Raw genomic sequence first — 25,824 nt, 5'->3', positions numbered from 1 at the left:
TACTAAAAAGACACAAGAACGCACTATTTTGATATGTAGCATCGTTTTTGATACTACAATCAGAGGAGGTTTTACATTGGCAAAAACAATGGAAGTTCCAGAACACTGTCCCATGGATGTAGGCTTAAATATATTAAGCGGAAAATGGACACTCCGGATCCTGTGGCACCTTTCCAAAGGGCCAGTCCGTTTCAATGAACTGCAGAGATTATTAGGTACAATCACCACCAAGACATTGAGCCAGCAGCTCCGCCAATTAGAAGAGCAACAAATTATCCTTCGTACTGTTTATCCGGAAACGCCTCCAAAGGTTGAATATTCATTGACAGAAGTAGGAAAAACCATCCAGCCAATCTTAAAGGAACTGTGCGAATGGGGAACAAATTATCAAAAAGCGATATCATGAACATCTCATAATTTAATGCTTGCAAAATGAAGCTGGAATCTCCTGTTTTAAATCTTCAGGACCTACAATATTTAAAAGAGAGCTTTTCATAAACACAGAGATTCCATGTTTTTCAGCCTGTTTTGCAATATTGAGAATCCATGTTTTATCAGAAGTAATTTTCCCGTTTCGATTTCCCGTTTCTGTTCCAATCACTACCCAGCCGATTCCGTTAAAATCAACCGGCCCCATATCCCCGAACAAAGGTTCAAAGGTTATAAAGTAATTGGGGGCTTTTATGTGTTTTTTCATACATAAAATTCTGTCCTTATCTGCCTGGCTTGTTATGGTCACTCCAATCCACACCTGCTCCATCATTGTTTCAAAATTGATTAGCTGTGGGCGTTTGGTTAAAAACAGATATACATGCTGCGGGTTCTGACCCATAATCTGAAATACTTTTTCACGCCACTCTGGTTTCCAACAGGAAAAGTCACTCATGCTTGTCATTAAATATGTGTGGGGGGATTTTACTGCTATCCTTTTCAGGCGTGTTTCCATAAAATCATCTCACAGTTTGATCGCATTATTATAACTTTTTGATTGCGGCATAAGGACATGTTTTGTAACAGGTGCCACAGTGAATACAGTTCTCCTCTCTGATCTGGAACGGGGGTCCCTGTTCTATACAGTTTGACGGACAGACAGAAAGGCATTTTCCACACTGATTACATACAGCCAGTATTTTATATCCCACAGGAGCAAGTTTTCTTCCGCCAAAAGCAAAACTCTGATGAAACGGCGGTTGCTGTCGCAGGTCAAAAAACTCTCCCTCCCCTTCATAAAGCTGGAACACAGTAAGCATTTAAATCAGTAAGATAGAGATTGACAACGGTAATGATATCAGCAGCATAGATATAGACAGCACAAAACCATTTGTTGTCATTCTCCCAGCAAACAGCGGCGCCATTACAATATATGATACGAATGGCAATTCGATTAAAAGCACACAGTATAATTTGTAGACTATCACTAAAGAGGTGCCACTATGTTCTATTCATACAAAAATATGAAACTGCATTATGAAATGATTGGTGATGGAAAGCCCATTATTATATTGCATGGTTTAGGTTGCGACTGGACTTTAATGAAAAGCTGTTTGGAGCCTATATTTGATACTCAATTCAATTATAAACGCATATATATAGACTTGCCCGGCATGGGGCAATCAGCGGCTTCCTTAGAGTATGCAGCCTCCGATTATATATTGGAAATATTGATTTCATTCATCAGAAATTTAGATTTGCAAAATTTTCTGTTAATAGGTGAATCCTATGGCGGATATTTGGCACGCGGAATTCTGGCACGACAGTTTAAGGATGTGGATGGGATGATGCTATTATGCCCTGTAATAGAACCGGATCATAGCAAGCGTACTCTGCCATTAACTGATATATTTTTTTCAGATGAAAAATACTTAAACACACTGACCGATACAGAAAGAACGGATTTTTGTGAGTATTCTGTTCTCGCTAATCAATATACACATCAGAGATATAAAAATGAAGTTCTGGCCGGCTTGGTACTGGCTGATAATAATTTTATAAATATCCTGGAAAATAACTATGAATTTAGCTTCAATGCTGACGAGATCATTCGGGATATTACTTATCAAAAGCCAGTTCTATTTATATGCGGTAAACAGGATAAGTGTGTCGGCTATCAAGACGCATGGCGGCTTACAGAGAGCTATTCAAGAGCAACATTTTCTGTATTGGATATGGCTGGACATAATCTGCAAATTGAACAGCCCCATTTATTTAATGAACTGGTTATTGACTGGTTATTAAGAATCGAACAAGAGTAAACTGATTTTTTGCATAGCGGCAAAACAAGGTGCAGTCTCTAAATATGAGAAAACTGCACCTTGCTTATTTCCACCTGTCTTTATTGTTAAATCTGCATCCTATTCAGACGATTTCAATGCCATCTGGGCCAGTTAGCTTCCACAGTACCTTTTGACTCTCCCCAATGTGGTAGCGGATGGTTTCGTCCTCATTGATGGATACAAATTCATCCCAGCTGTGGGTATATATCTGCTCCTTTGGAAAAATTCTGCCGGAATTAATTGTTTCTTGCAATACAGCGTTTCTAATTATCGCTAAACAATCATGTTTTAGAAAATGGTTTAAGAAACTGAATGCCCGACATCCATGGTAACAATGCGAATTTTTTCAGTAGCCAGTTCTTTATGAAGATGGACGGCCATAAATACCGTAACAACAGCAGAGAGCACATCCGCAATGGGCTGTGCATAGAGAATGCCGTTCAATCCCAAAAGTCCTGGAAGAATTAGAATAACCGGTACAAAACAGATTCCCTGCCTGCAGGCTCCAAGAATACAGCCCTCTGTCGCTTTCCCCATTACAAGGAACAGGAAGGAATAGACTGTATAGAATCCAAAAAGCATGAAGGAAAGGCCATTTGCCCGTAATGCAATCTGCCCCACACGTATCATTTCCATATCTCCCTTCGTGAATAGCGACACAATCCCCTCTGAAAATATAACCGCAGCCAAACCAAAGATGACACAAAATATAGTTGACCAAAGAATCGATGTTTTAATGGCCTCATGCAGACGGTCATATTTTTTTGCTCCGTAACTGAACCCGGCAATCGGCTGAAAACCCTTCAAAAATCCAAAGACAATCAGGGTCCCTACGGTCATGATTTTTGTAACCGGCCCCATTGCAGCCAGTGCGGAACTGCCGTATTCTTTTGCGGCGCTGTTAATCATTGCAATAGAGAGGCTGGTCAATATCTGAAAGAGCAGTGTTGGAATTCCAATCTTCAAAATCTCAGACATGATTTCTTTAGAAAAACAGCAGTCCTTGATACGGAATGAAAACACGCTCTTTTTTCTAAAAATGTAGAACAGATAGACCACCGTAGAAATAATCTGTGAAATGGCGGTGGCAATGGCTGCGCCGGCAACTCCAAAATTCAAAACATAAATGAAAACAGGATCTAAAATAACATTAAGCAAAGCACCTGACATCAATGCACACATGGCCGTTTTTGCTGCGCCCTCGCTTGATACGATATTATTCATCGTGACGTTGAACACATTGAAAAGCGAAAACGTGATATAGATTGCTGTGTAAGTCATCGCATAAGGCATGATACTTTCTATTGCACCCAACTGTTTCAGAATCGGCTTTAGAAAAATGACAGATCCGATGATAACAATTGCTCCAATTAAGACGCTGCTGTATACGGCAGTGCTGGCAACTTTGTTTGCGGTATCTTTATCTCCTCGTCCAAGCAGACGAGACAAATAGGCGGCAGCGCCATTGCCAAATAACAGGCCAAGGCCGACTACCACCTGCCCAAGAGGAAAAGCTACCGTAATGGCACCCATCTGGTCGGTTCCCAAGCCCCCCACGAAGTAAGTATCCACCAGATTGTAAAGCGCGTTGATCAGCATACCAATCATGGTTGGAAGCCCCAGCGCCAGAAGTGCTTTCGGTATCGGCGCACTTCCCAGCAGTTCCATTTTTTTGTTTGGTTGATTCATGATTCGATCTCCTTTCACTCAATGCAAATTGTTAAATACAATACTATAAATTATAGCATGTAATGAATATTACTATAATTTATAGTATATGTCAAGAAAAAAATAAATCCCCCAGCAATCAAGGGATCAACTTCATTTTTTCAGGTAAGCGGATAATATCCATTTTGTGAAGCGCTCTGGTAATCGCAACATACAAAAGCTTAATATCCAAATTGCTACATGCGTAGTCATCTTCGATACAGGTTACAATAACCGCGTCAAATTCCAGGCCTTTTGATAAGTAGGCAGGAAGCGCCATGATGCCTCCGCCATATGCAGTATCACAATCCTTTAATAGCTGAATTTCCGGGAATACAGGAAGCATTTTACTATATATTTTCTTGGCGTCTGTTTCTGTTTTCGTAACGATTAACCTTTTCTGCGATTGCTTCAAATAGCTGCTTTTCAGAAGAAACCGTGATACATTGGGGCCTGTCGCCATGACGGACCACAGGTTTTGCCCTAACCAGACTTTCATCTTGAATAAGAGAAAGCACCTGATTTGCAAAATCCATAATTTCAATCGTTGTACGATAGCTCTGCTCCAATACCCGGTATTCGCAGATTCCGTGGAATACGTCTTTACAAATAGTATCCCAGGTGTCTATGCCACGGTATCCATGTATCCCCTGTGACAGATCTCCCAAAATAGAAAACTTATCGGTTCTAAGCACCTGTTTTAATACGGCAAACTGCAATTCGCTGAAATCCTGTGCTTCATCAATTGCTACAAACCGCGCGGGTATCGTATCATCAATCCCTTTTAGCTTCATCTGCAGAAACATAAGCGGAGCCAGATCCTCAATTTCAACCATATTCTTTTTGCTCATGAGCTGGCACTGCCCTGCTACATATTCTGCAACTTCCGGTATCAGGGCGCTGCCGCACAAATGGCATAGTTTTTCAGGATCAGACAAAAGCCTGCGATAATCTTTCAGCACATCAATTTTGGGGAAATTGTCCATATAGACAGATACGGCCGGCTTACATTCTTTTTTGAATTCTTCCTCTGCCTGATCCCGCTTATTGATTAAGTCTATTATCCGTGTGCGGCGTTCTTCGCCTACAGCCATATGATTGTGTAGATATTCAATTTCATCATCGTATGGCTTCTGAAGCTCTTCTTCAATTTTATCCCGCATTTTCTTGACATTGATTTTAAGCCGATTACGCAGGGACTCCAGGCGTTCAGCCCACCCTGCATCTGATTTCAAAAATATTTCACGTTGCACTTGCTGGGAAGTATACAGCACATGCCCCCATAGAACGAAGTCTTTATCCGGTACGGTTTTCTCGGTCAGCTCCAGAACATACTGTTCCAACGCCTCCAAGAATACTAATGAACCTTTAAACCGGCCGGCCTTTTTTATCAGGGCTTTCTCTTTTTCATCCGTCTTTGGCGAAATCAATGCAGCGAGTTTTGCATTTGAGTCTGCAACCTTATACTTTCCACCTGTTATGCTGGATGCAAGTTTGATAAAGGTGCTCTGTCTGACTTGATCCACGCCCAGTTCCGGTAAAACTGCAGAGATATAATCCAGAAACAAATCATTGGGCGCAATGATTAAAAAATCATGAGCGGAAAAATCTTTCTGGTAAGTGTAAATCAAATAGGCAATACGGTGTAATGCGATTGTGGTTTTGCCGCTTCCAGCCACCCCCTGCACGACCAGAGGAACAGAGAGCGGCGCCCTGATAATCTCATTTTGTTCAGACTGTATGGTAGAAACAATATCCTTCAACCGATTGTCTTTACTGTCGCCAAGTGCCATCTGCAAAAAATCATCATTGGCTGAAACGTCCACATCCATCATGGATTCCAGTTTCCCGTCCTCGATAAGATAATGCCGCTTTAAAGATAAGTTCCCATTAATTTTACCGCCCGGTGCCATATATGACACTTTTCCAATGGTATTCGCATAATAAACATTAGCAATAGGGGTCCGCCAATCCAGAACAATCTGTCCGCCTGAATGATCGCTTAAACCACTTTTGCCAATATAGAATGCCTTCGGCTCTTTTGCATGCTCTTCCGCGAAGTCAATTCTGCAAAAATAGGGGCTTTTTAACGCGCGAAGATATTGCCGGCGGCGGTTTTGGGCATCCTCCTCATTTTGAGCAGAAGTGGTCATAATTCCGAGCTGTTGGTTTATGTCTGAATAGCTTAGATTGTGGAGCAGTTCCTGAGCCTCTTTCCGTTGGCTTTCCTCCAAACTGTCCACACCTTGAATCAGTGCTTTTACCGTCTGAATCGTTTCTTCCAGCCTTACTTTTTCCTGCTTTAATTCTAATTCTTTATTCGCCATATTCTTCTCCTTTCGCTTGACATGGTTTGGAAAATATATTACTATAATTTATAGCTTTTGCAATGTTGAATATACTACTCTAAATTATAGTATGTGTCAAGAGAAAAAGGAGAATATTATGGCAACCATTGACTTGATCGTATTAGGGATATTAAAAAAAGAATCATTAAGTGCCTATGACATACAAAAATTAGTGGAATACCGCAATCTTTCAAAATGGGTAAAAATCAGCACTCCATCAATATATAAAAAAGTAATTCAGTTGGAGGAAAAGGGCTATATTAAAGGTACTCCGGTAAAAGAGGGGAAGATGGCAGAAAAAGCGGTCTACTCATTGACTGAAGCCGGGGCGCAGGAGTTTGAAACGCTCATGCTGGAACTTTCTTCTAAGCCTATCCATATATTTCTGGATTTTAATGCAGTCATTGTTAACCTGTCCAGCCTTTCTCCAGAAAATCAAAAAATCTGTCTGGAACAGATTGAAAGTAATGTGCAGACTTTGAAAACATATTTGCAGGAAAATATTGATCAAAAAGAAAATATGCCTGATATTCCCGAAACGGGTATGGCCGTTTTACAGCAACAATTTATATTGGCTGAGGCAATTGATGCCTGGATTGCAGATTTGAAAAATAAATTTGAAACGAAACAGGGTTGAAGTGTTTAAATAAACAAGGTACAGTCTCCACTCTTTGAGATACTGCACCTTGCTTATTTTTTCCTTCTTGCATTGCTAAACCTGTATTCGATGCCCTAAATGGTTTCAATGCCAACCTGACAAGTCAGCACCCATGTCACCACCATCAGCAAACATGTCAATCTGCACTGATTGTATCAACAATTGACAAATCACGAATACGTCTAGCTGGGTTCCTGACGGCTATAAAGGCTGTAACAACTACAAGCCCCACTATAATGCCTACAGTGAGCACCGGAACTTTCCACGGGTCGCCCCAGCGGGATGATACCATTTGAACAAACAGATATCTGTTTATGCACAGGCCAATCATACAGCCTACAATACTTCCGGCAATAGAGTAAGCAGCCGCTTCCGCTGTTACCATTTTTATAAGCTGCCGGTTACTCATTCCAATAGCCCGCATAGCACCATATTGCCGGATACGGGCCGATACGCTCATATTGATACTGTTTACAACATTGAACACGGTAATTAAAGCAATCACTACCAAAAAGCCATAGATAAATAAAGCAAATGAATAATAGGCTCCCACAGACTGCTGGTTGCTTTGACGGCGATCTGAAAAGCTGAACTCTGATCCCGCCATCTCACGGATACTATTTACCTCCTGATTGGTGACGCCGCGTTTAAATTGTAAATCAATAATTGTATATTGTGTTTTACCGTAAATGTGTTGGAATGTATCTTCCGTACAAATAACATTGGCCGTTCCCGGCGTGTTCGTAAATGGGCTTTTAGAAAGTATCCCTACAACATTCAAATCCTGTTGCTGTCCGTCTATATTCATCGTAATCTTATCGCCCACATGTAACATATATTCTGAATTGTACACTGCCAATACCGCGTTATCTGAGGCATATATATCCTCCACTTCACCCTCAACCAGATTTTCCTTCGCCCACGAAAGCTGATGCTCCTCATAGGAAATCAAATTGATCAACTTGTCTTCATTATTTGTAGGTATATCATAGGCGAACATTCTTCCGTATACCCGCATTACAAAGGACTGTTCTTCAAACTGTGGCAGCAGTTCCCTGGGTACATTGCCCGTATTGTCTTTACTTGTAATTGAGACATCTGGTGTATATGGTTCCAACGCATTGATAGCATGGTTCATAAAATCAATTGCTGGGGAGAACGCTAAAAACAGAATAATACTCAGTGCGAATGAGCCAACCATCAGAACAAAGCTCTTTTTATTTGACATAGCATGATTGACCCCCAACGAAGTGTCAATATGGAACAGGCGCGTATTGGCAGCCGTTTTTACAGACTGGCGGCTGAAGGCATTGCCGGAAACGGCCGTCAATGGAGAAACACTTGCAGCCTTTTTTGCTGGGGCCTGAGCTGCCAGCAGTACGGTCAGAAACCCTATAATAATGCCGCAGAGAATACTAATCCAGCTCACACGGAAAACAGGCAGTTCAGCAAAATATTCCGGGCTGATAAACTTGAGAGCCGCACACAAGCCCCAGACCACCACAATACCACAAATCAGTCCAATGGGGATTGCAAATTTACACCAGCGCAGCCCCTCCCGGCGGACAAATTTCATGATCTGCTTTCGAGTGGCGCCAACACAGCGAAGCATACCAAAAAACTCTGTTCTCTGCATAACATTACTATTTAGGCTGCTTGTAATCATCAGGACACTGGCAATCAGAACCAATAGGAATAAGATAACGGCACAGCCATAGAGCTGTATAATAAAATTGTTGTCGCTTTGGCCGAGAACAGCCAGTAAGTTTCCATTCTGGATCACTTGCTTTTCAGACAGATGGAGCTGATCGGCAATGTCCGCAATTACTTTTTGCATATTACAAAAAGGTGATAACTGCACGACCAACTGCTCCGTGTAATTTTCTGCCGGAATATGAGTACGGAACCCATTCATAGACAGCAGAGCTGAAAAAGTGTCCTGACGCATTTGTTTTGCTGAATTCTCGGCAAAACCGGAAATCACCAACGGTTCATTAATACCATCAATCTGTATGGTATCACCGATATCAACCTTTAGAAGAGATTTGGCATATTCCGATAAAACCACTTCATACACAGTTTCCGGAAATCTCCCCTCTGAAATTTCGGACAAGAACATGGAACGGAATGCCTGTTCATCAATACCGCTGACGGAGATTTTTCTTCCATCAACCCAAAATCCGTTTGTCTCATTCACATAGCCATACCAACCTGAACCAGTAACTTCAGGACGGGCCTGTATTAAAGCTCCTGTCTTTTCATCAATACCTGAGAAAATAACATGCCAGTTACCACCATTTTTAATCTCCTGATACTGCTGGCTGCGAATCTCCATTTCTGCCATACCGAATATAACCGTTACTAAAAAGACCGAGAGAATAATACAGATCAGCGTCATTTTCCCTTGTCGTTTATGCCTTTTAGCAGATAGGGGAATCAGATCAAGATAACTTTTCATTCTCTTTCTCCTCCCAAATCTGTCAACACACCATCTTTCACATGAAGCACACGATCTACGGAAGATGTTAAATTGTTGTTGTGAGTAATCATTAAAATTGTCTGTTGATAGCGGCGGGAAGCCTTCGTTAGTAAATCCATAACATCCTGACTATTTTTACTGTCAAGGTTCCCGGTCGGTTCATCTGCTAAAATCAGCTTTGGCCTTGTTATAAGCGCCCGCCCAATTGCTACGCGCTGCTGCTGTCCTCCGGATAATTGACTTGGCAGATGATGGCGTCTGTCTTTCAATCCCAAAACTCCCAAAATTTCTTCAATCGTTCCCGGCTCCGGTTTTCGGTAATCCAACAAAATAGGAAACATAATATTCTGCTCGACTGTCAGGTCAGCCACTAATTGAAAGGACTGAAAGACAAAACCGATATTACGGCGTCTGAATACTGTCCTCTGTTCCTCTTTCATAGAAAATAAATCCTGTCCATCCATCAATACGTTGCCAGATGTCGGCATATCCAATGCACCAATGCAGTTCAGCAGCGTACTTTTCCCGGATCCGGATTCCCCAACTACCGCCGCAAACTCTCCCTGCTCTAAAGTAAAGGAAACATCCTTCAGCGCCTCCACTTTTGCCTCGCCTTTGCCATAGGTTTTACATAAATGCTGTACTTTTAAAATTTCCATGTCCAGTTACCTCCTTTCCCCAAAGGATAACAGGCTTAGCTTACAATTAGGTGAAAAGCAGATTACAGTTCCGTAAGGAAGGAGAGGGTGAACATCGTCCCCTTATTTAAACTGCTTTGAACAGAAATAATGCCGTCCTGTCCTCCAATAATAGACTTTGCCAGCGGCAGCCCAAGACCAATCCCTTGTGTATCCAACGACTTTTTGCTGCGATAGAACCGTTTGAATATGTGGTGAATGTCCTCCGGCGCAATCCCTGAGCCATTATCTGAAATATAAACCCGCAGCATAATCGGACTATGTTCCCATGATATATGGATTTCCCCACCCGCTTCCGTGTGGTCTAAGGCGTTTTTAACAATATTCCCAATGGCTTCACTTGTCCATCCTACATCACAGAAAATCATTTCCTCTGTGGAACCGTCTGTTAAAATTTTCTTACCTTCGCGTTCCGCCCGTATTATAAGTTCACGAATAGAACGTGCTATTAAATCTGCGACATAGCAGCGTTCCTTTTCAAAATCAATACTGCCTGCATCAAGCCGGGTTATTTTCAGCATGGACTGAATCAATATATCCATGCGGTTTATGGCTAGTCCAGTTTTTTCTGAATACTCTCTTACCGTCTCTACATTCTCCGGCTCATCTGAAATAATCTCATGGTACATGGAGAGGGCGGTCAGCGGTGTTTTGAGCTGATGGGATATATCGGAAATTGTATTCTTCAGAAATTCCTTTGCTTTTTCCTGTGTATCGTTCTTTGATTGCAGAATGGTAGCCAGTTGATCTACAGATGCAAAAAACTGAAAGATGGCTCCTTCGTTTGCCTGCGTAAGATGGTGGGAAAAGTCTCCTTGGATAAAATGCAGGATTACTTGTGTGGCCTGTCTGTAAAGCTGTTCCCGCTTTCTAAAGAAAAGAAATGTTCCGGTAAAAAGCATCCCTGTAAGAACTACCCAGGCAATCATCATAAACAACCCTGTTTGCTGTTGAAGATCCGTTATAAACGGGAAAAATTTGATAGCGGTATGTGATGTTATGCCAATCCGGGTAAGCAGTTCTGTTCCCACCTCTGTCCCTGAAGTATTTGTTATTGCTCTGGCAATAACGTCCTCTGAAATGCCTTGCTCTAAGAGGGATGTTACAACAGCTCTGTCATGTTCCAGAAACAGGTCCCGGACTATGCTTGCCTGTTGCGAATACGCCCACATTCCAGAAAAAAAGAGCAGGAGCACAAAAGCAATCAGGAATTCACAGTAATGTCTGATTTGCCTGTCTCTGCCAAAGCTCATAATGACACCTCTTTCCACTGATAACCAAAACCACGGACCGTTATTAAATGTTCTGGCTGTGAGGGTATGGTTTCGATTTTCTCACGAAGCCGCCGCACATAAACAGACAATGTATTATCATCAACAAAATCGCTGGTGTTATCCCATAATTCATTCATTATATTATCCCGTGTTACGGTCCGGTTGGCATTCCGCACCAATAGACAAAGCAGGCGATATTCTGCGCTGGTCAAATCTAACGGCTGTCCTTTCAGCAGGACACGGCTCCCGTACAGGTCAATGGAAATATCCCCGCACTCAATCATGCTGCTGGTACTGGCCGTCCCTGCCCGACGCAGCAAAGCACGAATGCGTGAGCAGAGTTCTCCCAGTTTAAATGGTTTCGTAATATAATCATCACCGCCACTATCCAATCCCCTTATAATATTTACTTCCTCATCGGATGCGGTTAAAAAAATGATAGGAATTTGATTCCCCTGTTTCCGTACCTTATTGCACACATCAAAGCCGGTTCCGTCTGGCAGGGTAACATCAAGCAGCAGTAAATCGTAACTGCCAATTTGTTGCAGACATTTGATTGCTTCCTCTATAGTGCGGGCAATCGTAATATCAAATCCATTCCTTTTCAAGGAATAACGCAGTCCATCAACCAAACTGACATCATCTTCTAAAAGCAATATCTGACTCATGTGTATCACCTCATTTTCTCCTGTCAACCAGCTTTTCCATGTCTTTAAGAAAAACCAGGTCTTCACCATCTTCACTGCACCGGGGATGCGATCTTCTGCATAATAGTAATCTATCTGCAGAGTAGTCATGTTCCATTCCTGGCCTGCCTCTTTTAAGGTCACATTATTTCATGTCTGCACCTTTAATGGCTCTATTATAGTTCTGACATTGAAACAACACAAGCATGATTCAATGAGCTAACAAGCAATTCACACATAAAAACAAGGTGCAGCCTCTTAATATGAGAGAACTGCACTCTGCTTATTTTATACTAATTTTTCTACATTTAAATCCACAATAGAAATATCTTTTTCTTCAGATATCCTCCATTTGCATCTGGCAGTTAAACCTTCAGCATCCGGTATCCAACGCCAATATGTGTCTGGATATACTGCGGCGCATCCTGCGTATTTTCAATCTTTTTGCGCAGGGTTGCCATAAAAACCCGCAGAGACGCCACATCATTGTCCCATGAGCTGCCCCAAATTTCCTGTGTAATATAGGTGTGCGTAAGCACCTTGCCGATATTTTTGGCGAGCAGGCACAACAGCTTATATTCAATGGGTGTCAAATGTAACTCGGTATCTTCAAGAAAGACACAGCCCGCCGCATAATCAATTCTTAGTCTGCCGTTTTCGAAAAAGGTCTGCTGTGCTGGCATAACACCTTGTGTAGCAATCAGTCTACGCTGTGTCGCCCGAAGTCTTGCAAGAAGTTCTTCAACGGAAAAAGGTTTTGTGAGATAGTCGTCCGCCCCGGCGTCCAAAGCGTCTATTTTATCCGTATCCTCGCTTCGGGCGCTGATGACAATAATAGGCATAAGCGACCATGTGCGGATTTTTTTGATGATATCCACACCGTCAATATCCGGCAGACCCATGTCCAGCAGTACAATATCCGGATTATGCGAGACTGCTTCCAAAATGGCGGCTTCACCGGTAGACGCAGTCAAAAAACGATAGTCCTGAGTTTCCAATGTTGTCGTAATCAGATTGCGCACGGCTGCATCGTCTTCTACGACCAATATTAAAGATTTATTCATGAAGCGTTACCTCCTCAATGGGTAATGTAAAGCAAAAAACAGTTCCCTCCGGTTCATTGTCCCGCACTTCTATTGTTCCGCCATGGGCAGTGATAATTGATTTACAGAGTGCCAGTCCCAAACCAAGGCTGCGTCGGCTGTCGGCAATTTTTGTACTGGAAGTATAGAACATGTCAAAGATCCGGAGCTTGACCTCGTCAGAGATACCTGGACCGTTGTCAGAAATTTCGGTAACAACCCAATCGCCTGAAGTAAATGTGCGAACGGTTATAGTGGACCCTTGGGGCGTATATTTAATAGCATTGTCAACAATATTTATTACGACCTGTACGATAAGCCGCCCATCCATTCTGGCGAGCGCCAGCTCGTTTGACTGCGCCACCGTAATGTGATGCTCCACACTTTTCCGGTTTATATGGTGCAAAGCTTCCGCGACCACATCGTCCATAAGCTCCGGTTTCAGCCGCAGATTCATACTGCCGTCCTCTATGCGCGTAACCGCCAGCAGATTTTCCACTAAATTAATCAGCCACAATGAATCATCATAAATATCGCCATACAACTGTCTGCGCTTTTCCTGTGGGATAACTGTGTCATTGGCCAGAAGTACGCCCGCATTTCCAGAAATTGAGGTCAAAGGAGTTCGCAGATCATGGGAAATAGCCCGCAGCAGATTCGCACGAAGCTGCTCGTTTTTAGCAAGAACCGCCGCCTGCTCTTTCTCACGGGTGGTCTGCTCATTTTTAAGCGCCATTGCACATTCACCGAGTATGGAAAGCAGAATACTGCTTTCAAATGGCTCCAATGCTCCTTGTTCCATTACAATCCCCACAACACCGTATACCGCGTTTTCAATACGCACCGCCAAATACAGGCATTTGGCACTGGAAAGGGTGTCGGTTGTTGCGCCGGCACGTTTATTGTTTTGATAGACCCATGCGGCAACGGCCCGCTCGTTTTCTGAGCAATAGTCCTGTTTGTTCTGATTTTCGGAAAAGGAGAAAAACAGCGGTTCTGCCAGAGTATTGCCATCCTGTTTAGCATAGAATACAACACTGCGTTCCAACAGCCTTACTATCTGATGGGCGGTAACAGAGATAATATCTTCATTCCCGTTTACCTGCTGCAGCGCCTGATTAGTGTCAAACATGACTTTGGTTCGGTACGCTGCCTGAGCCGACTTCCGCGCCTGCCCTTTAATCCGTATTGCCAGATTGCCGGTGATTAATGCCGCCAAAAACATGATAGGAAACGTCACAAAATAGCTTGGATCATAGGCTTTAAACGTAAAACGCGGCGAGGTAAAAAAGAAATTAAACATCAAAACGCTTGCCAGCGAAGTTACTAAACAGTAAATTCGAGCGGAAGTGCACACCGCTGTCAAAAGGACGCCCAATATGTAAACGGTAATGATATTTGCTTCGCTGAAGCCAAAATGATAAAAGACAAAGCCAATACCGGTTGCCACAGCCAGAATTGCCGCGCTACGCAGTAGATCAGCGACAGAAAAAGGGGGGACCGGGTTTCCTGCCTTCTGCGGACGATAGCCCGGAACTGGTCTGTCCGGAAGGATGTAGACCTCCAGCTTCGGCGCGTATATGGTCAGCTTTTCCGTTAAAGTCTGCTTGGCAAACAGCCGCCTTTTCACGGCGTTGTCACGCCCTAATACGATTTTGGACACACCGGACAGACGCGCGTATTCAGCGATTTGCAGCGCGATATCATCTCCATAGGTAGTTTCAACCGATGCGCCAAGCTGCTCCGCAAGACGTATGTTTTCCCGCAGGCGAGTTTTATCGTCTGCGGACATGTTTTGAAATTCAGGCGTTTCCACAAAAAGTGCTGTGAATTCACCACGAAAAGCCTGTGCCATTCTTGCCGCCGCCCGAATAATCTTCGGATTGGTAGGGGAAGACGAAAGGCAGACCAGAATATGTTCGTCTGTATAATAATCACTGTTGTTCTGAACCTTCACACTTTCCGCCATACGGTTTACCCGGTCGGCGCAGCGTCTGAGCGCAATTTCCCGCAGTGCTGTCAGGTTCTCTACGCTAAAAAAATGATTAAGAGCCTGCCTTGCCTGTGCTTCCCGATAGATTTTTCCCTCATTTAATCGTTCAATCAGCTCCTGCGGCTCAATGTCCACTAATTCCACCTGGGATGCTCAATCAAACACCTCATCGGGTATGCGTTCCCGGACAGTGACACCAGTGATTGAGGCAACCATATCGTTGAGGCTTTCTATATGCTGGACATTTACGGTGGAATAGACATCAATCCCCGCCCGCAACAGTTCCCTGACGTCTTGATACCTCTTCCTGTTGCGGCAGCCTTTGGCATTGGTATGCGCCAGTTCATCTACCAGAATGAGCTGCGGCCTGCGGGCCAGCGCCGCATCCAAGTCAAATTCCTTCAATGCAATTCCATTGTAAACATCCTCCATAAGCGACAGGCATTCCAGATTCTGTGTCAGTGCGGCGGTCTGCGGTCTTGCGTGAGGCTCTACATAACCGATTACCACGTCCACACCGCGCCGCTTCGCGGCATTGGCATCCTTCAACATAGCATACGTTTTTCCTACGCCGGCGGCATAACCGAAGAATATCTTCAAATGTCCGTTCTTGGAACTTTGTTCGTCTTCCTGTATTACACGGAGTATTTCATCCGGTTTGTTTTTCTTCTCTTCCATATTACACCTCTCTCATCCCTGTGAATATAGAATACCATATTGAAAATAAATCAGATATAAGTATTACAAACTGTCTATTAAGATTGTATAAAAATGGCGTTAACCAGTATCCGTTCTATTTAAGCTGACAACATATCCATTATATCATACGCTTCACACATGCTCTGATTCCATAGGCCGCAGTATATTGTCTCATGACATTATAGCATAAAAGTGCGGAGAGACAGAAAAACCGTCTCCCCGCTTTTTTTACAGAATACCATCCAGCATTAAATTGACCTTTAACACATTCACTATTTTCTCTCCAAAGATGCCCAGGAATTGACCATCTGTGCATTTTGCTATGATTTCCCGCACCTCCTGCTCGCTTTTTCCGCTGGCTGTGGCAACACGCGTTACCTGATATTCCGCCGCTGCCGGAGAAATATGTGGGTCAAGCCCGCTGCCCGAACAAGTGACCAAATCCACAGGGATGGCCGTATCCTTCATTATGGGATTTGATTTTTGTATTTTTTCCACTCGTTCCGCTACCAATGCGGCATATTCGGCGCTTGTTGGGCTTAAATTAGAGGGCGCGGAGTACATTAATATATTGCCCTCCCCATCTCGATAAGTCGTCACATCCAAATTCATAATTCGTCCCCAAAAATGAGCATCATCCGTATAATACTGGCCAAGCAGCTCGCTGCCGTATTTCACTCCGCCGATTTCAATCATACTTCCATTTGCCTTCTGAGGGAACAATACCTGTGCAAAACCTGTCACTGCGCCAGTATAAAACACGCCGCACAATAGGGTAAAAATCAGAAAGAGGCCAGCCGCGCGCAGCAAAATATCTTTCATTGTTTTCATAAAGACACCTCCAAATTCTAATTGACTATGCAAGCCCGCAGGCTGCTAACAACATATCAATCAGTTTCACAAAAATGAACGGTGTGGCAAGCCCGCCAAGGCCGTAAACCTGCAGATTGCGGGAGAGTAACTTTCCAGCCGGTACTTCGCGGTATTTCACGCCCCTGAGCGCCAGCGGAATCAGCGCAATGATGATAAGTGCGTTATAAATAATTGCGGACAATACCGCACTCTGCGGAGAATGCAGTCCCATGACGTTCAGTGCGGCCAGACCGGGGTACAGTCCCATGAACAGCGCCGGAATGATTGCAAAATATTTCGCTACATCATTGGCGATTGAGAAAGTCGTCAAACTGCCGCGCGTCATCAAAAGCTGCTTTCCAATCCGCACAATTTCTATCAGCTTAGTGGGTGATGAGTCCAGATCTACCATATTGCCAGCTTCCTTTGCCGCCTGCGTACCGGTATTCATCGCAACCGCTACATCTGCCTGGGCCAATGCCGGTGCATCGTTTGTACCATCGCCAGTCATGGCTACAAGGTGTCCCTTACTTTGAAAATCGCGAATCATCATGAGCTTTCCTTCTGGGGTTGCTTCAGCGAGAAAGTCATCCACTCCGGCTTCCGCCGCGATAGCCGCCGCTGTCAGCGGGTTGTCTCCGGTAATCATAATGGTCTTAATTCCCATTTTCCGAAGATCTGCAAACTTCTCCTTCACGCCCTGCTTAACGATATCCTTCAGATGGATAACACCCAAAATTTTGTGATCTTTCGCCACAACCAGCGGCGTGCCACCCTGGTTAGCGATTTCCTTGACCACCCGGTCACAGTCGTTGGAGAATGTTCCTCCGGCCGCCTCCACATAGTCACGGACAGAATCCGCCGCCCCTTTACGGATTTCAAGCCCGTCATAGTCCACGCCGCTCATACGTGTGGCCGCAGTGAACGGGCTAAAAACCATGCCCCTGTCCTGCAGTGTCCGGCCCCGCAGTCCAAACTTTTCTTTTGCAAGTATCACAACGCTTCTGCCCTCCGGCGTCTCGTCAGCGAGGGAGGAAAGCTGTGCTGCATCGGCAAGCTCTCTTGGGTCGGCTCCGTCCACAGGAATGAAGTCACAGGCCTGTCGATTGCCCAGCGTGATTGTGCCGGTTTTGTCCAACATCAGAATATCAACATCTCCGGCTGCTTCAATGGCTCTGCCGCTCATAGCAAGCACATTGGCCTGATTGAGACGGCTCATTCCCGCAATACCGATTGCGGAAAGCAACGCGCCGATGGTGGTGGGCGCGAGGCAGACCAGCAGCGCCACTAATGTCGTAACCGAGGTTGGATTCGATATGTCAGCCAATTTTGCTGAAAAAGCAGAGTAAGCGTACAAAGACATCGTAACCAAAATAAAAATGACAGACAACGCAATCAGAAAAATCTGGAGTGCAATTTCATTCGGTGTCTTTTTACGTGCCGCGCCTTCCACCATAGCAATCATCTTATCAAGAAAACTCTCTCCGGCCTCATTTGTCACCTGAACAATAATCCAGTCGGAAAGAACTGTCGTGCCACCGGTCACAGCGCTGCGGTCTCCGCCCGCCTCCCGGATCACCGGAGCGGACTCTCCGGTAATGGCGGACTCATCCACGCTGGCAGCACCCTCGATTACTTCACCGTCCGCGGGAATCTGTTTTCCGGCTTTTACAATTACGATATCACCCTTTTTGAGAAGTGATGAGGATATTGCAATCGCGTCATTTTTACGGCTTATGGACGGGATGCGATGCGCTTCCACATCTTTTTTTGCAGCCCGCAGAGAATCCGCCTGCGCCTTGCCGCGTCCCTCGGCAATAGCCTCGGCAAAGTTTGCGAACAGGCAGGTGAACCATAAAATCACCGCGATGGTCAGCGTATAGCCCGAGGGGGCGTCCATAATTCCAAACAGGGAAACAACCCACAGTACGCTGGTCAGGACCGCGGACAGATAAACCAACAGCATAACCGGGTTTTGCGCCTGCGTTTTGGGATCCAGCTTTATAAAAGAATCCTTAATGGCTCTGCCGAGCATTTTTTTGTTGGCAAAAACGCTTGTTGCGTTCGTCATTTATGATACCTCCTTTATGCAATGCCGCTGAAGAACTCTGCCAGCGGCCCCAGCGCCAGCGCTGGGAAGAAACTCAGAGCGCCCACCAGCAGCACGACAAAGATGAGCAGGAATATAAACATTCCATTAGTCGTGGAGAGCGTTCCGGCAGTTACAGCAATTTTCTTTTTTTCGGCCAGGCTGCCCGCGATGGCCAATGTCCCTACAATGGGTAGAAAGCGTGCGAACAGCATGACAAGGCCGATTGAAACATTGAGGAATACAGTATTGGCATTAAAGCCCGCAAAGGCCGAACCGTTATTTCCTCCAGCGGAAGTGTATGCGTAAAGCATCTCGGAAAAGCCATGCGCGCCGCCGTTATTGAGACTGTCCATTACTTCCGGTACCATTGCCGCAGTTCCGCTTCCGGCTAAAATAGCAATCGGTGTGGCAAGACACGCCAGTACCGCCCATTTCATCTCACGAGGCTCAATTTTTTTACCAAGAAATTCCGGAGTGCGACCTACCATCAGCCCTGCAATGAACACGGTCAAGATGGCGAAGGCCAGCATCCCGTAAAGTCCACAGCCTACGCCGCCAAAGATTACTTCGCCAATCTGCATTTGCAGCATCTGCGCCAAGCCGCCAAGCGGAGTGTAACTGTCGTGCATGGAGTTTACCGATCCGTTGGAGGCTGCCGTAGTAAAAGCTGCCCAGGTAGATGATGCCGTAATACCAAAACGGGTTTCCTTGCCCTCCATGTTGCCGCCCGCCTGATCTATCATGCCCATATTTACATTATTATTTGGGGAAAGCATTGTAGCGGCGCTTTGTTCATTGACCGCAATCAAGCTGAGTGAAGCAATCAGCATTAGAAACATGGCTAAAAAGATTGCAGTACCCTGCTTTTTGTTTTTGACCGCCTTGCCGAAGGTAAAGCAAAGCGCCATGGGAATTAAAAGCAACGAGAGCATTTCCAACAAATTAGTGAGTGCATTAGGATTTTCAAACGGGTGAGCTGAATTGACGCCAAAGAAACCACCTCCGTTGGTTCCTGTCTGCTTGATGGCAATCTGGCTTGCTGCTGGACCCATTGGAACAAACTGCTCCGTTATAATTCTGGCATCAGGAACGAGTTTTCCGTCAACTGTTACCTTCTTTGTTTCAAGGTCGATATCTGCGTCTTCGAGAATCTCACTGCTTGCGCTAACCGCCACAGGCTCCAGCAGCATTACCTCCTCTGCCGGTTTCAGATTTTGTACCACGCCTCCAGCCACTAATAGCAGGGCGAGCACAAGGTTCAGCGGAATCAGAATATGTAAGACAATCCGCGTCATATCTACCCAAAAACTGCCGATTCCCTTTGCCTTGACCCTGGTAAAGCCACGAATCAAGGCAAACAGCACAGCAATGCCGGTGGCGGCAGATACAAAGTTCTGCACTGTCAGGCCAACAGCCTGCGTCAGATAGCTCAAAGTCGATTCACCGGAATACGACTGCCAGTTCGTGTTGGTTACAAAGCTGGCGGCGGTGTTAAAAGCTAAATGCCAGCTTGTGCCGGCGAGTCCCTGTGGATTGCCCGGCAGCGCGCCTTGTAAAAGCTGGAGCAGGAACAGGAAAACAAATCCAATACCAGAGAAAAGAAAAACGGATGAGAGATACTGCTTCCAAGTCATATCCTCACTCTCTTGCACATGAAGGACTTTGCATACAATCCGTTCGCAGGGTGTGAAAATTGAGGAGAAAATGGTTTTCTCGCCATACATCACCTTTTTCATGTAAGTTCCTAACGGAATTGCCAGCACAACCAAAACCGCCAGGTAAAGAACATATTGCATGATTGAACCAGCCATCAGGAATCCCTCCTTTTTTGCACCTGCACATCATATTTTTGCATAGGATGGATGTGCTTTGTAACTTTGTTATAAATAAACACAAACAGGGCGAAGGATGCAAGTATGACAATTACCATGCCCAAACGCCATAAAAAATAGATTCCCATTATTTCTCGTCTCCTCCCATTAAAATGTAAATGTAGTAGATTAGCAGCGCAGCCATGCACATGCCAATGATACCAATAAGTATTTGCATAGTTTATGTCCTCCTTATCGTCACAAATTATATATGAAAATGAATAAAAACAGCGTTAGCAGCCATGGAACCACATAAAGTTTCCATAAAATCAAAGCCAGCCAAACATCCATGCAATAGGTAATATGACTATCGTCGTACTGACACCAACTGCCGCTAAAATAAAAATGGGGACACCCACAACAATTCCCACAAAACTCAGGAACGGATGTTTAAATATAAAATGTTCTGCTTTCTGATCAAATGTGATTTCCCATGTCTTTATTGTCTGTATCATGTATGTCATGTTTTATTCCTCCTGCACATTCAGAATAGCAGAGAAAAAATAAAACCGGTAAAAAGAGGTGACTTTACAAGATTAAGATAAAGTAAGTGTGAGAAAAAATTGGAAAAAACGACAGATATATCACTTTCGAGTAGTGTTTCTTATTTTTTCTGCTGTTTAGTTTTTTTATCAACCACAAAAACTCCGTAGAATTGTTTAAATGCTCATGTTTCTATGGCTTGGGGTCATAATATTGCTGCATAGCCATCAGATTTCATGAATATGATGAAAAATTTATTCAGACATTGCATATAATCCTAATTCAGTAAAGCTGCTTTTAGCAATAAAATCTTGTCCCCATTATGCAAAGAACAGGGGCATGATGCCAGTCTATTGGCTCCCATGCCCCTGCTTATATTTAGATTTTGTCGTATATGCCCTTTAACGTATGCTTATCTAAAATATGCCCTTCCATCTTGTGATACAGCTCATTTAAGTAAAATCCCGTCTGCAGATCCAACAGGCCATCCAGTGCACAAACATGCAGCTCATAGGTATGTGCCTGATCGGGCGGTGTCATCCCCCCATAGAAGCAGGACCACTCCCTGCTCTGCTGTCCGCCCTGGATACTCGTCCAGCTATTGCAGCCCTGTATAAAGTCACTGGCCGTCTGGCTCTCATTATTCTTCAGCTCATTGCGCGTGATGTTCGCGGCCAGCCAATGAACCCATACAAATCCACCTGTAACCGGATAAGAGTCTTTGTCTTCCAGAATGACCGCAAAAGAAACGGTCTTCTCTGGCGCCTCCTCAATTTTAAATGGCAGGGAATACGTTGGAACCCCGTTTTCATTAAACTGGGTTCCGCGCCCTCCATATTGGTCCTGGATCTTTCCGCCAATGATTCCTGTACTCGTCACAATCATAATTCCACCTCCATGCGGTTTATTCAATACCATCATAGCCACATGGATCCCCGGCGTAAATTACCCACTTTTTCGTAGGTATTATTCCGGGACAACCCCCTTTTCAATCAGCAGCGCCTCTTTTCCCTGTGCTTTCAGATATTCAATCCCAATATGCTGCATGATTTTTAGTGCCTGCAAAAGCTCCCGGCCCTGTCCGTCCGTTAAGGAATACTCTACATGCAACGGATAGCCCTCAAAGGATTTCTTCTCTACAAAACCATAGTCAATCAGCTCCTTTAGCTGCTCCAACAGCATCTTCTGTGTAATCCCGTCAATATCCTTTTCCAGCCTGGCAAGGGAGGTCGGTCCCAGGCGCAGCCGCCATATAATGATTGGCTTCCATTTGCCTTTTATCATATCATGCACCAGTTCCAGGGGGCATGTAAATTCTTCCCGCATTTTCATATTGCTGTCACATCCTTTGCCCCCTATCTTACCTCAAATTCTCTTTTTTCTCAATGCCATTGACAGCTTTGTAAATCAGATCAACATCCCATTATTAGGGCTTATAATTTGTCCTGTCATGGAATCCTGGACTTGAACCGTACAGATTAATTCCGCAATGTCTTCCGTTGTTGAAATCCTCTGTAATGGAATAATGCTTGCTAGAACAAATTAGCGATATCTGTCAGAGATATTTATCTATTTTGCAGTTCTATCCCATTCTCCTCTGGATAACATACCAGACGAATCAGTTCAGCACTCCCCGTTTCTTCTTCATGCAGTTGTATCGATAGTTCTGTACATAACCTATTTTCCTGGTTATAAACACAGTAATTCAAAATAGGTGATGACAACGCATTTGATATCATAAGCTCACTGCCATCTGTATCGTAAAGTTTCCCGCTGCTATCCTTCCAGTAATCCGGAATCCAATATACATCATTATCTCTAATGAAAATTGTTTCAAGACCAGTCCCCATATCCTCAATATTCAGTTCATAATGGTAGCCTTCTTTCGCAACCATCTGCAAAGTATAGCCTTCCCCCAATGGTGTCTCCGTTCTGGTCAACGAAAATACTCTCCCTGAACCTATGTCCAATACCTCTTTTCCAGAAACATCTTTCGCATACACCGTCAAAGGAAGCAGCCCCCTCTCATTGGATATGTGGGAATCGTTGCTTAATGGGAAGACAATACTGGCGATTACAACAGCACCCACAAGAATTCCATTCCTCAGTCGCGCCTGTTTTCTTCTCTTTTGTGCAATCGTCCTGCCGTTTCTAAGAATTCTTTGTTTCACCTGGTCATCTAAAACCATTTCCTCTGGTAAATCAGATAGTTTTCTCATTGTCTCACTCCTAACTGCCTGCTTAATTCCTCACGGCCTCTCTGAAGTCTCTTTTTGATTGCTGACTCCGATATTTTTAGCATTGCTGATATCTCTTTTATGGAATATCCCTCGACAGCAAATAATATCAAAACCTCCTTTGATTTGCCTCGCAGCCGGGAAATCTCATGTAACAGTTCCCATTCTTTGAATGAATCAATCTTAATAGGAATCTCCTCAAGCTCATACTGCGGATGTCGCTTCCAAAAACGTATCTGATTCTTACAAATATTGATACATACCCTCAACAGCCATGCCTTTCCATGTTCTTCATCAGCAAACTTTGGCTTTTTTACAAGCATACGCACATAAGTTTCCTGTACCGCATCCTCGGCATCATGAGTATTCGACAGCATAAAAAAAGCCATCCGGTATATCTGATCCATATATTTCAAAAATAATTCTTCTCTATCCATTAGCACTTGCACCTCTATAATAGTACACACCAAATAAGCCTCTTTCGTGACATTATATTTTTATTTTAGCATACTGCTGGACCTGTTCCGTTATTTTAATAGTAATTGACAAATCAGCTAAATTAATGCTACAATACATACGACTAATATAATTAGTCATAAAATATTTTGGGGGAAATTTTATGAAGCAAAACTTAACTCCTGCAGAGCAGGCAATTATGGAGATTTTGTGGAAAAATAATCACTGGATGACGATCAGTGAGTTAATCGAGATTTTTGAACACTTAGGTAAAGATTGGAAACGCCAGACAGTAAATACATTTTTAGCTCGATTAATAGAAAAAGGTCTTGTTGTAAAAAACGGTAGAAAGTATTTCTATACTTATACCAAAGATGAGTATGAAGCGCAGATCGCTTCGGAAATGCTCAAGACCCTTTATGGAGGATCTTTAAAGAATTTTATAGCTGCTCTGTCTGGCAACCATACCTTAACCGATGAAAATTTAAAAGAGTTAAGGGAATATCTAGATAATTTTTAACTACTAAGCGGGGTACGAATCTTGAACATAATTTTTACTATGTGCTTCACTGGAAGCACCTTATTTTTATTATACTTATTAGCCATCAAAGTTTTTAAAAATAATTTAAGTAACCGTTGGAAATATGTTATATTGAAATTTGTACTCCTTTTTTTTCTTACTCCATTAGGTTTTTTTAAACTGCTTCTACCTAAGTTGGAAAAACTGTCAGAGTTCCAATTATCCGGAGATTTGCCGATTATGGTATCAACCCCTGATGGAATTTATCCAAATTTTACATATCAAACCAATAAAACTGTTGTAATTATATGGATTGTTACGGCAATTATTATATTCATTTGGCAACAACTAAAATATTTCCATTTAAAAAAATTAGTAAAACAGTCCATGACAGATATTGTTGATTTAAATATATTAAGTTTTATTGATTATTGTCGCCATAATATGGGGATAAAAAGAAAAGTCCAGGTTTTTTATTCAAACTACCTAGGTCCTTTTACAACAGGATTTTTTTCACCCGTGATCGTTCTTCCCACTGGTTTGCCCTTTGAAAAACAAAAACTTATTATCAAACATGAGATGGTTCATATTCATCGCTGTGATACACTTTTTTTATTTCTAAGACATCTCGTTGCTTGCTTTTACTGGTTCAATCCCTTGGCTTATCTTTTTGAAGCTCAAGTTGAAAAAATAGTGGAAGCTTCATGCGATGAATCTGTTATCCGCGATATGAGTCAAAAAGAACGTAAAGCTTATGCTTTGCTTATTATAGATATGGCTGCATATGACGTGCAATATCGCAGAACTTATGCATCTTCATTTAGTAACTCAACCACTAGTCTAAAAGAAAGGATGGATATTATTATGACTCCACCAAAAACAAAGAAATTTAGCAGAAAATTATCTGTAATACTCACCTCATGTATGGTTTTATGCAGTAGTTTTACTTCTTTTGCCTACCAGCCATCAACAGAGCTTGATATGCTTGGAACTTTTTCAACGAATCCTTTATCTAATATTAATTCCTCTGACACTGTAGTTTTTCAAAGTGGGGACTTTCAACCCGAGAATCAATATGGGCCTATTTTGTATAATAACCAATTTACCGATATTAATGGAAATATTTATAACATTGATTCCGACCGTTCCAGTTATGCGACCTGTGAACATAATTATATTGATGGGACGCTTTCAAGACATACAAAAAAAAGTGATGGCAGCTGCATTACAAAATTCTATGATTCTCAGCGCTGCACTAATTGCGGTCAATTAATAGTGGGCGAATTAATTAATACAGAGACATATACAAAATGTCCTCATTGATGATATCTAATTTTTTCTATTAAGAAACACAGGTCTTGAATTTCCAACAAGATTCTGTGTTTTTTATTTATAAGAATTCAATGCTCTTAGGGC

The 25,824-nt window shown here is 43.3% G+C and carries 22 protein-coding genes and 2 pseudogenes; 5 read left to right on the top strand and 19 right to left on the bottom strand.

Going from position 1 to position 25,824, the window contains the following annotated elements; genetic code table 11:
- The first annotated feature begins 76 nt into the window (after nucleotides 1–76).
- Nucleotides 77–406 carry a winged helix-turn-helix transcriptional regulator gene (locus NE473_RS08225; RefSeq protein WP_055650826.1) on the top strand — a complete coding sequence of 110 codons (330 nt, stop codon included), beginning with the start codon at nucleotides 77–79 and terminating at the stop codon, nucleotides 404–406.
- A gap of 12 nt (nucleotides 407–418) precedes the next feature.
- Here the strand turns inward: NE473_RS08225 and NE473_RS08220 are convergent, their stop codons facing one another.
- Complete coding sequence (locus NE473_RS08220; protein WP_006777524.1) at nucleotides 419–946, bottom strand: DUF5131 family protein; 528 nt, start codon at nucleotides 944–946, stop codon at nucleotides 419–421.
- A gap of 28 nt (nucleotides 947–974) precedes the next feature.
- Nucleotides 975–1,250: a 4Fe-4S dicluster domain-containing protein gene (locus tag NE473_RS33095; protein WP_080552361.1), complete on the bottom strand. Its 276-nt coding sequence runs from the start codon at nucleotides 1,248–1,250 to the stop codon at nucleotides 975–977.
- Between the two features lie 183 nt (nucleotides 1,251–1,433).
- On the opposite strand from NE473_RS33095, the gene NE473_RS08215 reads away from it, so the two are divergent.
- Nucleotides 1,434–2,252 carry an alpha/beta fold hydrolase gene (locus NE473_RS08215; RefSeq protein WP_055650791.1) on the top strand — a complete coding sequence of 273 codons (819 nt, stop codon included), beginning with the start codon at nucleotides 1,434–1,436 and terminating at the stop codon, nucleotides 2,250–2,252.
- A 321-nt stretch (nucleotides 2,253–2,573) separates the two neighbouring features.
- On the opposite strand, the gene NE473_RS08210 is transcribed toward NE473_RS08215, so the two are convergent.
- The 3 genes from NE473_RS08210 to NE473_RS08205 all read right to left on the bottom strand — a co-directional run bounded on the left by NE473_RS08210 (nucleotide 2,574) and on the right by NE473_RS08205 (nucleotide 6,307).
- Nucleotides 2,574–3,962 carry an MATE family efflux transporter gene (locus NE473_RS08210; protein ID WP_055650790.1) on the bottom strand — a complete coding sequence of 463 codons (1,389 nt, stop codon included), beginning with the start codon at nucleotides 3,960–3,962 and terminating at the stop codon, nucleotides 2,574–2,576.
- Between the two features lie 118 nt (nucleotides 3,963–4,080).
- Nucleotides 4,081–4,260, bottom strand: a complete 180-nt coding sequence (locus NE473_RS33090; RefSeq protein ID WP_167594040.1) for an ATP-binding domain-containing protein — start codon at nucleotides 4,258–4,260, stop codon at nucleotides 4,081–4,083.
- Nucleotides 4,261–4,330: 70 nt separating this feature from the next.
- The gene (locus NE473_RS08205) at nucleotides 4,331–6,307 is read right to left on the bottom strand and encodes a HelD family protein (RefSeq protein WP_055650789.1); all 1,977 of its coding nucleotides are present in this window, start codon (nucleotides 6,305–6,307) and stop codon (nucleotides 4,331–4,333) included.
- A gap of 118 nt (nucleotides 6,308–6,425) precedes the next feature.
- On the opposite strand from NE473_RS08205, the gene NE473_RS08200 reads away from it, so the two are divergent.
- A complete protein-coding gene (locus tag NE473_RS08200; protein WP_055650788.1) occupies nucleotides 6,426–6,965 on the top strand; it encodes a PadR family transcriptional regulator in 540 nt (179 codons plus the stop codon).
- Nucleotides 6,966–7,122: 157 nt separating this feature from the next.
- Here the strand turns inward: NE473_RS08200 and NE473_RS08195 are convergent, their stop codons facing one another.
- The 14 genes and pseudogenes from NE473_RS08195 to NE473_RS08130 form a co-directional block, all read right to left on the bottom strand.
- Nucleotides 7,123–9,444 (bottom strand): ABC transporter permease, encoded by a 2,322-nt coding sequence (locus tag NE473_RS08195; protein WP_055650787.1) that lies wholly within the window; start codon nucleotides 9,442–9,444, stop codon nucleotides 7,123–7,125.
- Nucleotides 9,428–10,124 (bottom strand): annotated as a pseudogene (locus tag NE473_RS08190) (ABC transporter ATP-binding protein). Before NE473_RS08190 ends, NE473_RS08195 begins: the two are co-directional and overlap by 17 nt.
- Before the next feature lie 62 nt (nucleotides 10,125–10,186).
- Nucleotides 10,187–11,416: a sensor histidine kinase gene (locus NE473_RS08185; RefSeq protein WP_006775768.1), complete on the bottom strand. Its 1,230-nt coding sequence runs from the start codon at nucleotides 11,414–11,416 to the stop codon at nucleotides 10,187–10,189.
- Nucleotides 11,413–12,105 (bottom strand): response regulator transcription factor, encoded by a 693-nt coding sequence (locus NE473_RS08180; RefSeq protein ID WP_055650825.1) that lies wholly within the window; start codon nucleotides 12,103–12,105, stop codon nucleotides 11,413–11,415. Before NE473_RS08180 ends, NE473_RS08185 begins: the two co-directional genes overlap by 4 nt.
- A 383-nt stretch (nucleotides 12,106–12,488) precedes the next feature.
- On the bottom strand, nucleotides 12,489–13,187 hold the full coding sequence (locus NE473_RS08175; protein ID WP_006775765.1) for a response regulator: 699 nt from the start codon (nucleotides 13,185–13,187) through the stop codon (nucleotides 12,489–12,491).
- Nucleotides 13,180–15,876: pseudogene (locus NE473_RS08170) on the bottom strand (ATP-binding protein). The gene NE473_RS08175 and the pseudogene NE473_RS08170 overlap by 8 nt, the downstream one beginning before the upstream one ends.
- A gap of 249 nt (nucleotides 15,877–16,125) precedes the next feature.
- A complete protein-coding gene (gene kdpC, locus NE473_RS08165) occupies nucleotides 16,126–16,728 on the bottom strand; it encodes a potassium-transporting ATPase subunit KdpC (protein WP_006775762.1) in 603 nt (200 codons plus the stop codon).
- Between the two features lie 25 nt (nucleotides 16,729–16,753).
- Complete coding sequence (gene kdpB, locus NE473_RS08160) at nucleotides 16,754–18,820, bottom strand: potassium-transporting ATPase subunit KdpB (RefSeq protein ID WP_006775761.1); 2,067 nt, start codon at nucleotides 18,818–18,820, stop codon at nucleotides 16,754–16,756.
- A gap of 14 nt (nucleotides 18,821–18,834) precedes the next feature.
- Nucleotides 18,835–20,652 (bottom strand): potassium-transporting ATPase subunit KdpA, encoded by a 1,818-nt coding sequence (gene kdpA / locus NE473_RS08155; RefSeq protein WP_055650785.1) that lies wholly within the window; start codon nucleotides 20,650–20,652, stop codon nucleotides 18,835–18,837.
- 329 nt (nucleotides 20,653–20,981) lie between these two features.
- Nucleotides 20,982–21,176: a hypothetical protein gene (locus NE473_RS08150; RefSeq protein WP_006775758.1), complete on the bottom strand. Its 195-nt coding sequence runs from the start codon at nucleotides 21,174–21,176 to the stop codon at nucleotides 20,982–20,984.
- 397 nt (nucleotides 21,177–21,573) lie between these two features.
- Nucleotides 21,574–22,080 carry a YbhB/YbcL family Raf kinase inhibitor-like protein gene (locus NE473_RS08145; protein ID WP_055650784.1) on the bottom strand — a complete coding sequence of 169 codons (507 nt, stop codon included), beginning with the start codon at nucleotides 22,078–22,080 and terminating at the stop codon, nucleotides 21,574–21,576.
- 81 nt (nucleotides 22,081–22,161) lie between these two features.
- The gene (locus NE473_RS08140; protein WP_006775756.1) at nucleotides 22,162–22,527 is read right to left on the bottom strand and encodes a winged helix-turn-helix transcriptional regulator; all 366 of its coding nucleotides are present in this window, start codon (nucleotides 22,525–22,527) and stop codon (nucleotides 22,162–22,164) included.
- Between the two features lie 233 nt (nucleotides 22,528–22,760).
- Nucleotides 22,761–23,414, bottom strand: coding sequence for a hypothetical protein (locus NE473_RS08135; protein ID WP_006775755.1), 654 nt, complete (start codon nucleotides 23,412–23,414; stop codon nucleotides 22,761–22,763).
- The gene (locus NE473_RS08130; RefSeq protein ID WP_006777050.1) at nucleotides 23,411–23,869 is read right to left on the bottom strand and encodes an RNA polymerase sigma factor; all 459 of its coding nucleotides are present in this window, start codon (nucleotides 23,867–23,869) and stop codon (nucleotides 23,411–23,413) included. The genes NE473_RS08135 and NE473_RS08130 overlap by 4 nt, the downstream gene beginning before the upstream one ends.
- 182 nt (nucleotides 23,870–24,051) lie before the next feature.
- Here NE473_RS08130 and NE473_RS08125 point away from each other — a divergent pair, with 182 nt between their 5' ends.
- Both NE473_RS08125 and NE473_RS08120 read left to right on the top strand, forming a co-directional pair.
- Nucleotides 24,052–24,408, top strand: coding sequence for a BlaI/MecI/CopY family transcriptional regulator (locus tag NE473_RS08125; RefSeq protein ID WP_006777049.1), 357 nt, complete (start codon nucleotides 24,052–24,054; stop codon nucleotides 24,406–24,408).
- Nucleotides 24,409–24,429: 21 nt separating this feature from the next.
- Entirely contained in the window at nucleotides 24,430–25,731 is a 1,302-nt protein-coding gene (locus NE473_RS08120; RefSeq protein WP_118033135.1) for a M56 family metallopeptidase, read from the top strand.
- Nucleotides 25,732–25,824: the final 93 nt, after the last annotated feature.

This window comes from Hungatella sp. SL.1.14, assembly GCF_024460495.1.
In the GTDB taxonomy this organism is placed as follows: Bacteria; Bacillota; Clostridia; order Lachnospirales; family Lachnospiraceae; genus Hungatella; species Hungatella hathewayi.
Note: the sequence above shows the minus strand (reverse complement) of the source record. Positions and strands in the feature narration are given on the sequence as shown.

Coding starts and splice junctions, on each gene's coding strand:
- NE473_RS08220 (WP_006777524.1), bottom strand. CDS start 946: ATGGAAACACGCCTGAAAAGGATAGCAGTAAAATCCCCCCACACATAT.
- NE473_RS33095 (WP_080552361.1), bottom strand. CDS start 1,250: ATGCTTACTGTGTTCCAGCTTTATGAAGGGGAGGGAGAGTTTTTTGAC.
- NE473_RS08215 (WP_055650791.1), top strand. CDS start 1,434: ATGTTCTATTCATACAAAAATATGAAACTGCATTATGAAATGATTGGT.
- NE473_RS08210 (WP_055650790.1), bottom strand. CDS start 3,962: ATGAATCAACCAAACAAAAAAATGGAACTGCTGGGAAGTGCGCCGATA.
- NE473_RS33090 (WP_167594040.1), bottom strand. CDS start 4,260: ATGGCGCTTCCTGCCTACTTATCAAAAGGCCTGGAATTTGACGCGGTT.
- NE473_RS08205 (WP_055650789.1), bottom strand. CDS start 6,307: ATGGCGAATAAAGAATTAGAATTAAAGCAGGAAAAAGTAAGGCTGGAA.
- NE473_RS08200 (WP_055650788.1), top strand. CDS start 6,426: ATGGCAACCATTGACTTGATCGTATTAGGGATATTAAAAAAAGAATCA.
- NE473_RS08195 (WP_055650787.1), bottom strand. CDS start 9,444: ATGAAAAGTTATCTTGATCTGATTCCCCTATCTGCTAAAAGGCATAAA.
- NE473_RS08185 (WP_006775768.1), bottom strand. CDS start 11,416: ATGAGCTTTGGCAGAGACAGGCAAATCAGACATTACTGTGAATTCCTG.
- NE473_RS08180 (WP_055650825.1), bottom strand. CDS start 12,105: ATGAGTCAGATATTGCTTTTAGAAGATGATGTCAGTTTGGTTGATGGA.
- NE473_RS08175 (WP_006775765.1), bottom strand. CDS start 13,187: ATGAATAAATCTTTAATATTGGTCGTAGAAGACGATGCAGCCGTGCGC.
- kdpC (WP_006775762.1), bottom strand. CDS start 16,728: ATGAAAACAATGAAAGATATTTTGCTGCGCGCGGCTGGCCTCTTTCTG.
- kdpB (WP_006775761.1), bottom strand. CDS start 18,820: ATGACGAACGCAACAAGCGTTTTTGCCAACAAAAAAATGCTCGGCAGA.
- kdpA (WP_055650785.1), bottom strand. CDS start 20,652: ATGGCTGGTTCAATCATGCAATATGTTCTTTACCTGGCGGTTTTGGTT.
- NE473_RS08150 (WP_006775758.1), bottom strand. CDS start 21,176: ATGACATACATGATACAGACAATAAAGACATGGGAAATCACATTTGAT.
- NE473_RS08145 (WP_055650784.1), bottom strand. CDS start 22,080: ATGATTGTGACGAGTACAGGAATCATTGGCGGAAAGATCCAGGACCAA.
- NE473_RS08140 (WP_006775756.1), bottom strand. CDS start 22,527: ATGAAAATGCGGGAAGAATTTACATGCCCCCTGGAACTGGTGCATGAT.
- NE473_RS08135 (WP_006775755.1), bottom strand. CDS start 23,414: ATGAGAAAACTATCTGATTTACCAGAGGAAATGGTTTTAGATGACCAG.
- NE473_RS08130 (WP_006777050.1), bottom strand. CDS start 23,869: ATGGATAGAGAAGAATTATTTTTGAAATATATGGATCAGATATACCGG.
- NE473_RS08125 (WP_006777049.1), top strand. CDS start 24,052: ATGAAGCAAAACTTAACTCCTGCAGAGCAGGCAATTATGGAGATTTTG.